The sequence below is a fragment of the Candidatus Halocynthiibacter alkanivorans genome, assembly GCF_003333265.1.
Classification (GTDB): domain Bacteria; phylum Pseudomonadota; class Alphaproteobacteria; order Rhodobacterales; family Rhodobacteraceae; genus Halocyntiibacter_A; species Halocyntiibacter_A alkanivorans.
Window position 1 is genome coordinate 1 of sequence record NZ_QOLB01000111.1, and the last position, 13,449, is coordinate 13,449.

Annotated in this window: 15 protein-coding genes and 1 pseudogene; 8 read left to right on the forward strand and 8 right to left on the reverse strand. The window is 55.6% G+C overall.

Annotation, left to right across the window (positions count from 1 at the left end; genetic code table 11):
* Window positions 1-599 precede the first annotated feature (599 nt).
* Both DWA01_RS13120 and DWA01_RS13125 read left to right on the forward strand, forming a co-directional pair.
* Window positions 600-1,220: an AAA family ATPase gene (locus tag DWA01_RS13120; protein ID WP_114286275.1), complete on the forward strand. Its 621-nt coding sequence runs from the start codon at window positions 600-602 to the stop codon at window positions 1,218-1,220.
* A 123-nt stretch (window positions 1,221-1,343) separates the two neighbouring features.
* Window positions 1,344-2,459 carry a TOPRIM nucleotidyl transferase/hydrolase domain-containing protein gene (locus DWA01_RS13125; protein ID WP_136057749.1) on the forward strand — a complete coding sequence of 372 codons (1,116 nt, stop codon included), beginning with the start codon at window positions 1,344-1,346 and terminating at the stop codon, window positions 2,457-2,459.
* Between the two features lie 172 nt (window positions 2,460-2,631).
* On the opposite strand, the gene DWA01_RS13130 is transcribed toward DWA01_RS13125, so the two are convergent.
* The 6 genes and pseudogenes from DWA01_RS13130 to DWA01_RS24095 all read right to left on the reverse strand — a co-directional run.
* On the reverse strand, window positions 2,632-2,838 hold the full coding sequence (locus DWA01_RS13130) for a hypothetical protein (protein WP_114286277.1): 207 nt from the start codon (window positions 2,836-2,838) through the stop codon (window positions 2,632-2,634).
* A 272-nt stretch (window positions 2,839-3,110) separates the two neighbouring features.
* A complete protein-coding gene (locus DWA01_RS23150; protein WP_160116046.1) occupies window positions 3,111-3,278 on the reverse strand; it encodes a hypothetical protein in 168 nt (55 codons plus the stop codon).
* Window positions 3,278-3,571 (reverse strand): hypothetical protein, encoded by a 294-nt coding sequence (locus tag DWA01_RS13135; RefSeq protein ID WP_114286278.1) that lies wholly within the window; start codon window positions 3,569-3,571, stop codon window positions 3,278-3,280. Before DWA01_RS13135 ends, DWA01_RS23150 begins: the two co-directional genes overlap by 1 nt.
* 1,278 nt (window positions 3,572-4,849) lie before the next feature.
* On the reverse strand, window positions 4,850-5,005 hold the full coding sequence (locus tag DWA01_RS23635) for a hypothetical protein (RefSeq protein WP_235008549.1): 156 nt from the start codon (window positions 5,003-5,005) through the stop codon (window positions 4,850-4,852).
* Complete coding sequence (locus DWA01_RS13155; RefSeq protein WP_114286280.1) at window positions 5,002-5,904, reverse strand: alpha/beta fold hydrolase; 903 nt, start codon at window positions 5,902-5,904, stop codon at window positions 5,002-5,004. The genes DWA01_RS23635 and DWA01_RS13155 overlap by 4 nt, the downstream gene beginning before the upstream one ends.
* Before the next feature lie 328 nt (window positions 5,905-6,232).
* Window positions 6,233-6,376 (reverse strand): annotated as a pseudogene (locus DWA01_RS24095) (IS30 family transposase); the annotation flags it as partial.
* Between the two features lie 265 nt (window positions 6,377-6,641).
* Between DWA01_RS24095 and DWA01_RS13165 the strand changes: the two are divergent.
* From DWA01_RS13165 to DWA01_RS22975, 3 genes are all read left to right on the forward strand, one after another.
* On the forward strand, window positions 6,642-6,902 hold the full coding sequence (locus tag DWA01_RS13165) for a metal-sensing transcriptional repressor (protein WP_114286281.1): 261 nt from the start codon (window positions 6,642-6,644) through the stop codon (window positions 6,900-6,902).
* A gap of 8 nt (window positions 6,903-6,910) precedes the next feature.
* Window positions 6,911-8,230, forward strand: coding sequence for an MFS transporter (locus DWA01_RS13170; protein WP_114286282.1), 1,320 nt, complete (start codon window positions 6,911-6,913; stop codon window positions 8,228-8,230).
* Between the two features lie 75 nt (window positions 8,231-8,305).
* Window positions 8,306-8,527, forward strand: a complete 222-nt coding sequence (locus DWA01_RS22975) for a hypothetical protein (RefSeq protein WP_136057750.1) — start codon at window positions 8,306-8,308, stop codon at window positions 8,525-8,527.
* A 204-nt stretch (window positions 8,528-8,731) separates the two neighbouring features.
* Here the strand turns inward: DWA01_RS22975 and DWA01_RS13175 are convergent, their stop codons facing one another.
* Window positions 8,732-9,616, reverse strand: coding sequence for a LysR family transcriptional regulator (locus tag DWA01_RS13175; RefSeq protein ID WP_114286283.1), 885 nt, complete (start codon window positions 9,614-9,616; stop codon window positions 8,732-8,734).
* Window positions 9,617-9,729: 113 nt separating this feature from the next.
* Between DWA01_RS13175 and DWA01_RS13180 the strand changes: the two genes are divergently transcribed.
* From DWA01_RS13180 to DWA01_RS13190, 3 genes are all read left to right on the forward strand, one after another.
* Window positions 9,730-10,992 carry a serine hydroxymethyltransferase gene (locus DWA01_RS13180; RefSeq protein ID WP_114286288.1) on the forward strand — a complete coding sequence of 421 codons (1,263 nt, stop codon included), beginning with the start codon at window positions 9,730-9,732 and terminating at the stop codon, window positions 10,990-10,992.
* A 50-nt stretch (window positions 10,993-11,042) separates the two neighbouring features.
* Window positions 11,043-11,504, forward strand: a complete 462-nt coding sequence (locus DWA01_RS13185) for a hypothetical protein (RefSeq protein WP_114286284.1) — start codon at window positions 11,043-11,045, stop codon at window positions 11,502-11,504.
* Between the two features lie 120 nt (window positions 11,505-11,624).
* Window positions 11,625-12,017, forward strand: coding sequence for a GFA family protein (locus DWA01_RS13190; RefSeq protein ID WP_114286285.1), 393 nt, complete (start codon window positions 11,625-11,627; stop codon window positions 12,015-12,017).
* A gap of 829 nt (window positions 12,018-12,846) precedes the next feature.
* Here DWA01_RS13190 and DWA01_RS13200 read toward each other — a convergent pair.
* On the reverse strand, window positions 12,847-13,206 hold the full coding sequence (locus DWA01_RS13200; RefSeq protein ID WP_114286287.1) for a hypothetical protein: 360 nt from the start codon (window positions 13,204-13,206) through the stop codon (window positions 12,847-12,849).
* Between the last annotated feature and the right edge of the window lie 243 nt (window positions 13,207-13,449).

The following is a 13,449-nucleotide window of genomic DNA, read 5'->3' on the forward strand; positions in this document are numbered from 1 at the left end:
TCACGGACGATATCGCTGACCGAGGTCGCTTTGTAGCCGTTCTGCCAAAATATACCCATGGCTTTCTCGATCACCGCATCACGAGTGTATGTTCTAGGTCTGCCCATGTTCGCTTTATAAAACGATCACTTGAAAACTTCAATAGACCCTCGAAGGCAAGCTCAATTGACGCCCCTCACGAAGCATACCGAAAAGTGGAACTCAGGGTCGAAGTATCCCTGCGAAAGAAAATCCCGCACTGCGGTCATTCGATCAATGCGCAGCGAAAGTCAGCAATCCGCCCATACTGACGAAATGTGCCTGGTGCAGCAAAAAGACCAAATCCTTCTGCCAAAACTGTCAAGAATCGCCCAATGCGGCCATTCGTGACTACCCCAGCATGGGCCGGTTCGAGTCCATATTGACCGTAGTTCAGCGACGCAGCCAAAGTTAGCTTATTCCTAATATGCAGCGAGGCTATTTTTGCGTGATGATTGGGTAGCCCCGCGTCCACGGGCCGCTATTGGTCTGTTTGGCTCGATTGTTAATGTGTAATCATTTACCAGTGAGCGTGAAATATTCAACGAGCCAATTCGACGAATTGAGATGGAGCATATTTGATGAGTTTTCCGGTCGAAATTACCTCTAGTATCGCATTGCCTGGTGGAGATGTCGCCAGACGGATCACCCTACATGACGGCATGACAATCATTCTTGGCCCAAACGGTGCCGGAAAAACGCAGCTGATGCGTGGGATGAAGAAATCGCTGCAACAAATCTTAGGTGGAAAAAAAGTTAGCTTTGCTTCAGCCGGTCGAATTGGCTCATTGGAAAACTTTCGGTCTGATTTTGATGGGCAGAGGGATGGCTGTCCTCTATACGATAGGGCAGCGTATGGTGGCAAAAGCGAACAAACTCGGCGCCACAAGAATGAAACGTTAACCGGTGCATTTCAGACACTCGCCGCCCGTCCTGACCTATTGATAAAAGTCAGAGAGCGTTTGCGAAAGCTTTTCAAGCGAGACATTGAAATTCGGTGGGATGCAGGAAGCATTCAGGTCTTCTTTTCGCATGGTGACAGCGCCCCCTATTCATCTGGAAGAGAGACGTCTGGTCTTCTCCACTTAGTGGGCCTGCTGGCGATAATCTATGATAATGAGGTGGGCGCGCTCCTTCTGGATGGGCCGGAAGTGTCGTTGCACCCCCAATTGCAAGCATTCTTGCTTCAGGAAATAATGTAAGTTTCGGGTTGGCCAGAGGCTGAGACTAACAAGAAGATCATCGTTCTTTGCACGCACTCAACTGAGTTTATCCAACTCAGCAAACCTTCTGACCTGCTGAATTTAGTATTCTGTTCGGACATTTTGGAAGATCCAACTCAAATTTCAGCAGATGCGGGTGAACTTAAAAACAAGAAGATTGCTGCTTTGATCGGCCGAATGGGACAGGAGCACAAATTGGCTTTGTTTGCTTCATCGCCCTTGCTGGTTGAAGGGCCATCTGATGTCTTTGTCGGATCAAGTGTTGCCCGCAAACTAGACCTTCAGCTGGAATCTGGTGGTTCTCAAATATTGCCTGTTATCGGGAAGCGCCAGTTTGCCATTGTGCGCAAACTGTTTTGCTTAATGGGGAAGAGTCCTGTCATTTTGGCTGATGCGGATGCGCTGACCGATGATCTGGATTTGGCGCATTTCGTGCTGAACTCCCAGAGCGCTAACATTGCCGCTGCTGAACTTGGAGCGCCGTCTGCGAATGTACTGGCCAGTGATATCTACAATGTTTTTTGTCAAATGACCGATACCAACTGGTCTTCTATAGAGGCCGAAGCGTCAAAGCATCCCTATTGGATCGAACGTGATCAACCACAAAATAAAGATCAACAAAAAGCCAAGAGACGGTCTACGTTTTCTACTCTGTTCATTCTGTCTGATGAGGCCGTCCGATCGATGGAGACCGGGGTAAAATGGTTATCTATCAAGCAGCGGTTGACTACACTCCTCAAACTATTGGAAGCACAAGGCTGCTTTGTGCTTCGGAAAGGTGCGATTGAGAGCTATTTTGCATTCAACGCTGAGGAAGGCGCAGCCTCAAAACTGGAAGCGGCAGCCGTTGAAGCAGCGGGCATCAATAATGCCGATTCAGAACAAGTTCGTGGGGCATATGAAGATGTTGTGCGGTGTTTGGAGTTCGCTTCAGCCGCCGAAAAGATTGTTGAGGCAGAAGTGTTGCAAGAAGTTCTCCTTGCAATATGCGCTCCAGCACTTGCAAAAATTCGTGCGGGTCAAGTTAGTACCAATCTAAATGCTATGGCTAGATCCATAACTCCTGAACTTGCAGGGTTGTTCGACTTGCAGGTAGTCGACGGAAAGCTGCAAATTTCATTAACAAGTAAGGTGCTTGATGTCGCAGGGTTCCCAATTGCCGTAGCTGGTAGTGATGATTTGCTCACAGTGGTTGCCGCCGCTTTGGATTTAAGATGAAAACCTGCCGTGTCCGTCGAGTCCCAACTGGACGGGCATTTGAACAACATTTTCTGTACGTTTGAACGACGATTGCAGCCGTTGGTCGGCGTGTAGCGAAGGCTTCTTTGTCCGCACAGCAGGCATTGGGGCGACGCTCAGCGAACGGCAGCTTCCCGCCCAATGATGCCATTCATTCCCGTTGGCAGCCCAAATATACGCCTAACCTCGAGGCACCTGTTTCAAGCTTCTTTGTATGCAAACCGCCTTCTAAGCGATTTTGATATATTTCTGCTTTCTGAGCGGCGAACATTTTGAAGCCCGTTTCAATCTGCTTTGGCGACAGCCCCTCTAGCGTCAGTAAGTTGTTGAGGTTTCCGAACGCTTGCGCTTCGGCCATTGAGTGGAGGTTTTTCCGTATCAAATCCAAAACGCACGATGGGGGCAAGGCTGGATGATCGCATGGGGGCAGTGCTTGGACAGCGTCCTGCGCCGTTATCCGCAATGGGTGTACCGTCGATCTGGTAATATTTGCGGTGCTTTGCCGCTCATAAACGTATCGAATTTCTTTAACAGCGTCCTGTAAGAACTGGGGCAAGATCGCCTCGACATTCTCAAATGTGCGCTTATGCGGCGCTTGCACATAACGCTTTAAGGCTTCGCGACCGGCTCTCACTCTACGCGCCAAATTTGCGTCGCGGGATCGTCTTTATCGATGTTCCAGGCCGGAAACCAATAGTCTGTTTTCTGGTCTTTGGCGGCTTGCTTTTTGTCGTAAACGATAACCTGCCGATTGGGCATCTTTCCAATAGTTACGCTCTCAAAACGGCCGCCGCGCATTACACCGCCGACCGGGTCAGATTTTTGTTTCGGATTGTATCGCCGTCGTCATCAAGGTCGTAGCTTGTTGAAAAGTGGCATCCAACCTTTGCCTTGCGAGGCGCGATGAACTTGGTCATGTCGAGTGCAAATTCGGGTGTGGCAATGTCGATGGCGTAGTCCAACCTGTTGACGCTGACCGCGCCCAACGTTGCTCCCATGTCGGTCAGGCAGTCGACGATATGTTGTTTCATGCCCTCGTATGATCGCGAGAGCAGCCCCGCAGCACGTGCGGAAACAAAAAAGTTCCACATAGCTGGGCGAGTGTCTTTTTTGATTGAGAAAATCGCGCCGGTTGGGCCATCTACGAGCGTGTAGCGAAACCCGCCTTTTTTGCCGTGCGCTTTGACAAAGAAATTCCTTTGGCTGGGGCCAAGGGTGATGGTTTCACCGTACTTGTCAGTTGGTTGAGCCTACGCAGCTTTGCGTGCGTCTTCAAGTAGGTTGAGCACTTCGATGGGCAGTGCCCCTTCAATGGCCAAGTCCAGCGTGTCGATGCCTTGATAAACAACGTTATACATATGGTTACTCCAATTTACGCCATGTCAGTGGAGAAGGGGGTGTTACAGGGACCCCCTTCTTGACTTACAAATCTCAGGGTTATGATAATCTCAGACGGGTTTCCCGCTGCGCGGGGTTCGGGCGCGGTGCGCCCTCAGAAGTGCCTCGGGCGGGGCAGCTTTCGTTTTGGGCCCGGCGGTGCGGGATGATAGGGAGCGCCTGAGGCATCTGAAGGGCTCGATACTTAGAAGCCCACCAGGCTGTAAGGGGGCAAGACTCCGTCACGCTGACGCGACAGGTTCTGTTGTTGGGAAACGAGTTGCAGCGTACTGCGTTCCAATTGTTTCTCACGCGCCGTCTGAATAAAGAGAAATTCTTTCCCAGAGGGGGCATTTTCAGCGCGCGGCGCTGAGATTTTCGTCGGCAGTGCGGCGTCCCCGACCATGGGCGCGGGCCAGTTCTGTGCAATCCAAGCGTGTTAGTTGTTGCAACAGGTAGTGGGTCTGTAACAACAAAGACTAGAGCCTCCATCTGTGGCAGTGAGACATTGCAGAACCGTCCGCTACGCCTCGGAAAGCCAATCCCGCATGAAGGTAGCCAGAGATGGGCTCACGTCTTTTGCTTTGCTTTCGCAAGCAACACACCGGGAACCCAAAACTGAGCGTAGATTGTAATGTCGGTTCTTGCACATTCGCCCAGAGAAGAAGAAATCAGTTCCAGCCTTCAAGGCCCTGGGGCGTGTGCGCGGATATTCCATCCACTCTGGATGCCCAGCAAGATGGGCTCTTCTTCTACGCTGACCTTCTTTATGATGTTCCGCCATGCTCGCAGTATCGGCGGTCAGGACGCCGGGTTCAACAATAAGGTGATTGCCGCTTCGTTTAACCAAGCCCGAACAATGCGATACCATGGGTGCGGCAGTTCTATTCCAGATTGTCGATCAGCAACTGCGATGCGGCATCCGGCGCCTGGCGCCTGACGGCTGGGCGTTGCATTGACGTGATCCACCACCGAAAGATGCGCTCTGCGTTTCAGACTGTCAGACCCCTGGACTCGAGCCCGGAAAACGCCTGCGGGCTGGTATATTGATTCATGATGTGGAAATCGACACAGATCAGCATATCGCCGTCAGGCAAGTCGCAAACTTTATGTGCGTCCACAAGTTTGTCATAAAGTGTCCGGCTCATTGGCCGGCCTCCTGCGTGTTCATATGCCGGGCAAAAAATTCTGCCATGCGCGTTGCGATATCCTCCGGGAGCTCCTCTGCCATGTAATGTGTTGCGTCCAGTGCACTGCCGTCGACCAGTTCGGCGCGCTGACGCCAAAGCTTGAGCGCGTCAAAGCAGCTCTCGATCACACCGCGTTGCGCCCAAAGAACCAGAAGCGGCATGGCAAGCTTTCGGCCCTGGTCAGCGTCGTCATGCCCGATGTCGGTCATGATCGCGCGGTAGTCTTCGCAACTGGCGTGAATGGCAGCCGGGTCGGCAAAGGCTGACAAGTATTCCGCCAGCGCTTGTTCGGAGAACGGGTTTTGTCCCCGGGCCTGGTTAATGCATTTCAGCTTCCAGAAACCTACAGGATCGGCGCCAATCATCTGTTCAGGCAGCGGGTGTTTCTGAATCAGAAAGAACCAGTGCCAATAAGCCTCGGCAAACTGCCTGGTGGTGCCCGCATACATTTCGCGCGTCGGCGCAATGTCCAGAAGCGTCATCGCAACCACCCGGTCTGGGTGATCAAGTCCCAGACGATGCGCCACCCGGGCACCCCGGTCATGGGCTCCGATCAGAAAGCGGTCGTGCCCAAGGCGTTCCATCACAGCGACGATATCCCGTGCCATAGCGCGTTTTGAGTAGGGGAGGTGTGTTTCGTCCGAGACCGGCTTGTCAGAGCGTCCGTAGCCGCGCAGATCGGGACAGACCACCTGAAAGGACTTTGCCAGGATCGGGGCCACACCATGCCACATGGCCGATGTCTGAGGATAGCCGTGCAGCAATACAAGGGGAGGCGCATCTTTTGGCCCGGCGCGGCGGACAAACAGCGTGGCACCATCGCCTTCGATCCTCTCCTCCACAAATCCTTCGAACATATTCCGACCCCCCACCAGACTATCCTTTACCGTTATCTCTGAATAATACGGAATTACTATTCGGCATTATTGAATAGTAATGGCGACTAATTCTACGACGATTTCCGATTAATCTCCCAAGTCACAAGACGCGCTGATCTCAAAACTCATCCGCGCGTCAAACCAATGCACGGGAGCATCCTATGAAGTATCTTCTGACAGCCGCACTGACACACACTCACACACTCTCTCTGACTGTGGGCGCGGCAGCCGAAAGTGCTGCGTGTGACGAGGGCGAATTCGTCATCAAATTCAGACACGTCGCCAATACTGACAAGCCCCCCAAAGGCATACCGCCGGTTGGTGAGATCACCGACAAAACCGATGATGACTGCCGGTCAAACACCCGCCCAATCGAACTCATCGACTCGCCACGATCCCAGATCTCAGCCCGCTGCGAAGCCGAATAGTAAATCCGACGACGATACTTCATGTTCAACACTCCATCTTTGTCCAATGATTAAAGTGTTGCGTCCACCTGTTGAGCCCACCGCCCAAAGTGACCGGTACTGCACTGCACGATTTTTGGTCCGAAGCGCCGAAAGATGTCACTACACCGCGCCTCCCGGAACCGGTTAGTGAGGACGTCCGCGCCAGCACGGCGGGGCTAAGGTCACGCTCTGCCACGTCATAGCTGTGGCAGAGCCATCTGTCTGTGCCATCTTGCTGTATCCCCCTGGGGAGGATAGGGTTCTCCCATGACAAAACCACACGTCCACGCAAGCCACCCCAAAGTCGTTGCCCGGCTGAAACGCGCCGAGGGTCATTTGCGACACGTAATCGAGATGATCGAGGTGAGCAGGCCTTGTCTCGATATCGTGCAGCAATTGCAGGCCGTGGAAAGCGCCATTCGCAATGCCAAGCAGGCTTTGATACATGATCACATGGATCATTGTCTTGAGGCGGACAGCTCTGACACTGAACGCGCGGAGCTGAAGGCGATCACCCGTTATCTCTGAGGCACGAAATGCTGGAAATTCTGTCTGACCGAACCTATCGCCACCTGTTTTTGGCGCAAGTCGTGGCGCTTCTGGGAACGGGGCTGGCGACGGTCGCGCTTGGGCTGCTGGCCTATGATCTGGCAGGGGACGGGGCGGCGATGGTGCTGGGCACGGTCTTCAGCATCAAGATGGTGGCCTATGTGGGCATTGCGCCAATTGCGGGTGCCGTTGCGGATCGGGTGCCGCGCCGGGCGTTTCTGGTGGCTCTCGATCTGATCCGAGCGGGCGCGGCGCTTGCGCTGCCCTTCGTAACGGAGGTTTGGCAGGTCTATATGCTGATCTTTCTACTGCAATCTGCCTCTGCTGCTTTCACACCCACTTTTCAGGCAACGATACCGGACGTGCTGCCCGATGAGGCGCGCTATACGCGGGCGCTGTCGCTGTCGCGGCTGGCCTATGATCTTGAGAACATCGTCAGCCCGACGCTGGCCGCGCTGTTTCTGGCGGTGATTTCTTATAACGCGCTCTTCCTCGGCACGGTGGTGGGCTTCGCCGCTTCGGCGCTGCTGGTCGTTTCGGTTCTGCTGCCCAGCCCTAAACCGTCCAGGCCACGGGGCATCTATGACAGCACGACGCGCGGTATTCGAATTTACCTGGCCACGCCCCGCCTGCATGGGCTTCTGGCGTTGAACTTTTCTGCCGCGGCGGCGGGCGCGATGGTGCTGGTGAACACTGTGGTTTTGGTGCGCGGATCGCTGGAGTTGCCGGAAAGCGCATTGGCGTGGACGATGTTCGCCTTCGGCGTGGGGTCCATGGCGGCGGCGTTTATCCTGCCGCGTGTGCTCGACGCGCTGCCTGTCCGGCTCGTGATGTTCGCCGGCGCGGTGCTGATGGTCGGTTCGCTGTTGGGGCTGGCGGGGGCCGTTCTGTCCTTCGGTCTTGGCTGGCCCGTTCTGCTGGGCACCTGGCTTCTGGTGGGTTTGGGTTATTCCGCCGTGCTGACGCCTTCGGGCCGGTTGCTGCGCCGCTCCTCCCACCCAGAGGACCGCCCGGCGCTCTTCGCCGCGCAATTCGCGCTGTCACATGCCTGCTGGCTGGTGACCTATCCGCTGTCGGGCTGGCTGATGACTGTGTTCGGGATCGTGATCGCATTGACGGGGATGGCGCTTCTGGCCGCCATCGGTGCCCTCGTTGCCGTGAAACTCTGGCCTGCAAGCGATTCCGTGGAGGTCGAGCACACCCACGACAACCTGCCGCTCGATCATCCGCATTTACTGGGCAATCGACGCCACAGCCATGCCCTGGTGATCGACGACAGCCATCCCCGCTGGGGCACACAATTCTAGGACCCGTACACCGCCTCGTGGGACTGTTGATCTGAGCTGTAGAACTACGAATGCCTGGAAAGGCGTAAGCCTGCATTGAGCAACTTTCTGGCCGTCGGCTTCATCACCGCATCACCGCATCACCGCATCACCGCATCGGTTCTCGTGCACGAGTTTCTCCAAGCCGGGGATGAGAAGCGCCTGCTGCTGTTACAGAAGCAATTGGCCATAAGGATGACTTGCCGCCCAGGTTTGACCGCTTGGGTCGCCAAAACATTCCTGCCAGGCGGCCCGGATCATCTCCATCGGTTGCAATGATGAGGTTGTGCGCAAACTCAGGCAGTTGAAGCCTCTTCAACCCAGAAGTGGATAAGACAGCCAATACTGTGGCGCTGCTGGGCGTATAATCTACCTCGCTGGCAGCTCGGAAAACCAAATTAGTCAAACGTCTGACCAAACATCTGTCGCGGATGGATGAAACAGACCTGCGTCCAAAAAACCGGGCCACCGAAGTGGGGCCGCTCAGAGCCGCGAGAACAGCGTCTTGTTTACCTTGTCGAACACTGGTGAGTGGGCGAACGACGATGTCATCCTAGCGACCAGCCTGTGGGGGAGTTCAAGCGTTTCACTGAACGGTTGCACCAGCTCTCCACGAATTAGCAAAGGGCGGACCAGCGCATCGTGTGCCATCAGTACGCCGCCGCCGTGACGGGCCTCTTCCAATGCCACTGAGAACAGAGAGTGCGTGGTTCCCTTGGTGGAAATCCCTTTTGCCGCAGGCTGTGCGGAAAGCCACATGTCCCAGTCATTGGCCCAGGCGCTGTCATGCAGCAGGGTCTCGTTGTGCAAGTCTCTGATACTGCTCAGGCGTTCTGCGACTTGTGGCGCGCAAACAGGGAATATCCTGTCCTGCAATACTTCCAAATCGTCTGCGCCGAGCGGATCTGAGGTGAAAAACAATGTTATATCAAAAGGTTCTCGCATCAGGTTCGGCGGCCTTTCCATGGCGACAACAGAAACTGAAATCTCGGGTGCAAGCTGGCGAAGAATGCCCAGACGCGGCGCCAGCCACAACTGGGCCACAGCGGGAAGGGTTGCAATTTTGATCTTCTCTGGCGTTGCTTTGTTGCGCAGGGCCTGTACCGCTTGCCCAAGCTGGTCGAAAGCGCTGACAAAGGCTGGCAACAGTTCTTCGGCAAGTGGCGTGAGGTCTACCCCGCGGGCATTGCGCACAAACAAGGTGGTTTCGGCCCAGGCTTCCATCGTCTTGATGTGCTGGGTGATTGCGCCGGGGGTTACCGACAACTCCTCGGCAGCCGCGGTGAAGCTGCCAAGTCGCGCGGCCGCTTCGAAAGCCCGTAAAGCGTTCAGGTGGGGGCCTTTGGGTCGGGGAGGTGCAACTGCCATAAATACTTGCCTCAGTTTTTCTACGCGAAAATAATAGCAATACTGATTTGCGAAGACCACCCCGCAGCGTGATGCTTTGTCCAGCTACATACGGAACGAAGAAGGAGCGCATGATGCAACATTTCACCCTTTCGGTGGCGGAAACGGATCCGCAGATCGCTGAAGCCCTGGAGAACGAAAGACTCCGCCAGCAGGATCAGATTGAGCTGATCGCGTCCGAAAACATTGTCTCTCGTGCCGTTCTGGATGCCCTGGGTCATGAAATGACCAATAAAACGCTGGAAGGTTATCCTGGACACCGGTTCCATGGCGGCGGTCGGTTTGTTGATATTGTTGAACAGGCGGCGATTGACCGTGCCAAACAGCTGTTCGGCTGCACCTATGCGAATGTTCAGCCGCACTCGGGATCGCAGGCAAACCTGGCGGTGTTCTTTCTGCTGCTGAAACCCGGTGACAAGGTCCTTTCGCTGGATTTGGCTGCGGGTGGCCATCTGTCGCATGGGCTGAAAGCAAACTTGTCGGGCCGCTGGTTTGAGTCGCATCATTACGGTTTAGATGCAGACAGCGAAGTCATTGACTACGACGCATTGGAGCGGCAGGCAGACGAAATCCAGCCCAGGCTGATTATCGCTGGCGGTTCGGCCTACCCGCGCGAAATGGATTTCCAACGCATTGCGCAGATTGCCAAAAAGGTGGGCGCATATTTCCATGTGGATATGGCGCATATTGCTGGCCTGGTTGCTGCTGGAGTGCATCCGTCACCCTTCCCGCATGCGGATATCGTGACCTGTACCACCACCAAGACTTTGCGCGGTCCGCGTGGCGGGCTGATCCTCACCAACAACGAGGACTTCGTCAAGCGGCTGCAATCGGCCGTGTTTCCAGGTGTTCAAGGGTCGATCCACAGCCAGGTTCTGGCGGCCAAGGCGATCTGTCTGGGTGAGGCGCTGTCAGACGCGTTCAAAGACTACGCCGCTCAGGTCAAAGCCAATGCGGCCAGGCAGGCGCAAACCCTGAAAAATCGCGGCCTGCGGATTGTGTCGGGGGGCACAGATACGCATCTGGTTCTCGTGGATCTCAGCCCGAAAGGTATCACCGGAAAACGCGCCGAGGAGGTTCTGGAACGGGCGAATATCACCGCCAACAAAAACGCTATCCCCAATGACAGTCCGCGGCCGCCAGAATGGGTTGGTCTGCGTTTGGGGGCAGGGGCTGCCACCACCCGGGGCATGAAAGAGGCTGAATTTGAAACCCTGGGCGAAATGATTGCCGACCTGGTTGAGGCCGAAGCCGCGAATGATACCAGTGCCGCCGTCGCCCGGTGCGCGGCTCGGGTCGCCGATCTTTGTGCCACTTTCCCTGTCTGTAAAGACTAACACCAGCCACGCATTGCAGACGTTTTCCATACCAACCTGGCGTCTGAGACTTGCCCGCCGCGCTGAATTCCGCGGCGGGCCTTTTTGTATGTGCCGTCCAAAGGGCAGGCGCTGTTGGCCTCAAGCGGGCCGCCGGAGGGCAGGTGGGGGCGGGACCATTCAGCGGTTCAAAACAACCGATCCCCATTTTGAATTTGATCACGCCCATGTTCAGTTGCGCAGAAAAGCCGCGCTTCGACGTCAAAATACCTCGCATCGCCATGCCCGAGGCACACCGTTTAAAGGCTGCTCTGGAGGCAGTACAAATCCTCCACAAAGGCGAGACTGAGGCCGTCTCCGAGACCCGCAAACAGCTTGATGTACTGAACCGTCAAATTGTGGCGTGCAAATCACAGGAAGAGGCCGCGCAGCTGGAAAGCCTAAGCACCAAAGCCGGGGCCGCATCGGGCGAACGCGATGCTGCACGTGCTACAGCTGGCCTTCGTTCATACTGCGCCGAAAGGCTGCTCTGAGCCCACTTTGCCTTGATTTCGGGCGCGCTGCGAACGTCCGCAATTTGGCTGCCGAAAATTCTACGTCCGACGAGGATTCGTTGTATTCTTTTTGAGGGTTTCTTTTGAAGGAGGAGCAGTGTGGACCGTTTTACGGGTGGTTGCCTTTGCGGCAACGTTCGAATTGTTGCGTCGGGGCTGCCTTACCGGGTCGGCCTTTGTCACTGTCTCGACTGCCGAAAGCATCATGGCTCCCTGTTTTACGCATCTGCGGTGTTCCCTCAGAATGCGGTGACGATCGATGGCGAAACACGGGACTACGAGGGGCGGTTTTTCTGCCCCCGCTGCGGCTCGTCCATTTTCGCACGCACCGGCGACGAAATCGAAGTGCACCTGGGAGCCCTGGATGCTCCTGACCAATTCATACCGACCTACGAAAGCTGGATCGTCCGTCGTGAGTCCTGGTTGCCGCCGTTTCCGCTCCCGAAACGATATGAGCGTGGTCGTGACGACACCGGTCGCGTTGAGGAGTAGGAAACCGGAGAATTCCACCGTTCGCACTTGTTGCACTGGCTCTTTGGATCTGACATGGCTGGTGGAAGTGGAGATCAGCGCATCGGGAAGTGAGCACTCTCAAAGCTGCCGTTCGACCAACTGAATCCAATGTCTCGCAAGTCCGATCAGAACAGCCGTTCAAGCTAAGCGCAGCGAGCGGCTGTTCGGAGCCCAATTGCTCAATGCTGCTGGCGCGGAATTTTGTCAGTATGGGGGGAGATTGGTCCTTCTCTGCGAAGTCAGAAAAGGCCAGCGGCACGGACAATCCCGCAGTTCAAAGCACGGTTCCCAACGACTGCTTTTTGGCGCTTGTGAAATCCGGAGGCTGTTACCCCGTGGGGCGGATGCGGGCGTTCCGCGTCGTCGCAGGTCAGCCATTTTCTGATCCCGGTGCACGCTTCTGATCCTGGGTTTGATGTCGTTGAGGTATCTGGCGGTCGTGATTGATCTCTGCTCCCGTCGGGTGGGCATCCGGACGACGCAATCACGTCAACCAAAGTGAATGGGACGCCACGGCTCTGCCGCTGATATGTGGCACGGCCTGACCCGGATTTGCGAGGTGGGACGATAACGCGAACCCCAAAGTAAGGAGCACAGGCTTCATTGGCTTTCACACCGGATTGGGGGCAGCTGCAAAAATGCGGCACTGATAGTGCGGAAAATCCGGGTCTTAATGACTGCCAACCCTCTTTCAGTGTGCATAAAAGAAGGGCCGCCACACCTCCCAATGCTGCGGCCCTTCGCCCCGAAAGGGTGCTTTGATGCGGGGCCGGGATTAACCGGCGGCCGCAAAGTCAGGTGTCAGGGTTCAGAAGTTGTCGATTTCGATTTCTTCAATCGCGACCACATTGCCGGCAGCGTCTTTCAGCACGGCCGCCACGTCGTTTGAAGCCGCGACACCGTTGAAGTGTACAAACACGTTGCTGTTGGCGCCGGCGTTGACTGAAGTGGTGCCGAGTGTGTCGCCCAGCGCACCGCCGACCAGCTCAACGATTTCAACGGTGCCGGCGGTCTCAGAACGCACCAGGTCAAGCTCAATACGGCTGTTGCTGTCCTGGTTGTAGCTGTCGAGGAAGATGTGGTTGACGCCGGAGCCGGCCGAGGCGGAAGCCACGGTTGCAATAAGAACGGAAGCGGCGAGGGCGGATTTGAGTGCGATGTTTTTCATGTCATTGTCTTTCGGGAGAGGTTTTGGGAGGGGATCAGGGAGGTATTTTGGGAGGTCTTTGGGAGGCGCGGCGCCGGGATTAACCGGCGGCCGCAAAGTCAGGTGTCAGGGTTCAGAAGTTGTCGATTTCGATTTCCTCGATGGCGACAACGTTGCCGGCGGCGTCTTTCAGCACGGCCGCCACGTCGTTTGAAGCCGCAGCACCGTTAAAGTGCACAAAGACGTTGCTGTTGGCGCCGGCGT

What these genes read in the sequence shown, in the direction of transcription:
- DWA01_RS13165 (WP_114286281.1), top strand. Translation starts at nt 6,642, where the DNA reads ATGACAAAACCACACGTCCACGCAAGCCACCCCAAAGTCGTTGCCCGG.
- DWA01_RS13175 (WP_114286283.1), bottom strand. Translation starts at nt 9,616, where the DNA reads ATGGCAGTTGCACCTCCCCGACCCAAAGGCCCCCACCTGAACGCTTTA.
- DWA01_RS13130 (WP_114286277.1), bottom strand. Translation starts at nt 2,838, where the DNA reads ATGGCCGAAGCGCAAGCGTTCGGAAACCTCAACAACTTACTGACGCTA.
- DWA01_RS23635 (WP_235008549.1), bottom strand. Translation starts at nt 5,005, where the DNA reads ATGAGCCGGACACTTTATGACAAACTTGTGGACGCACATAAAGTTTGC.
- DWA01_RS13155 (WP_114286280.1), bottom strand. Translation starts at nt 5,904, where the DNA reads ATGTTCGAAGGATTTGTGGAGGAGAGGATCGAAGGCGATGGTGCCACG.
- DWA01_RS13120 (WP_114286275.1), top strand. Translation starts at nt 600, where the DNA reads ATGAGTTTTCCGGTCGAAATTACCTCTAGTATCGCATTGCCTGGTGGA.
- DWA01_RS13200 (WP_114286287.1), bottom strand. Translation starts at nt 13,206, where the DNA reads ATGAAAAACATCGCACTCAAATCCGCCCTCGCCGCTTCCGTTCTTATT.
- DWA01_RS13170 (WP_114286282.1), top strand. Translation starts at nt 6,911, where the DNA reads ATGCTGGAAATTCTGTCTGACCGAACCTATCGCCACCTGTTTTTGGCG.
- DWA01_RS13135 (WP_114286278.1), bottom strand. Translation starts at nt 3,571, where the DNA reads ATGTGGAACTTTTTTGTTTCCGCACGTGCTGCGGGGCTGCTCTCGCGA.
- DWA01_RS13180 (WP_114286288.1), top strand. Translation starts at nt 9,730, where the DNA reads ATGCAACATTTCACCCTTTCGGTGGCGGAAACGGATCCGCAGATCGCT.
- DWA01_RS23150 (WP_160116046.1), bottom strand. Translation starts at nt 3,278, where the DNA reads ATGCGCGGCGGCCGTTTTGAGAGCGTAACTATTGGAAAGATGCCCAAT.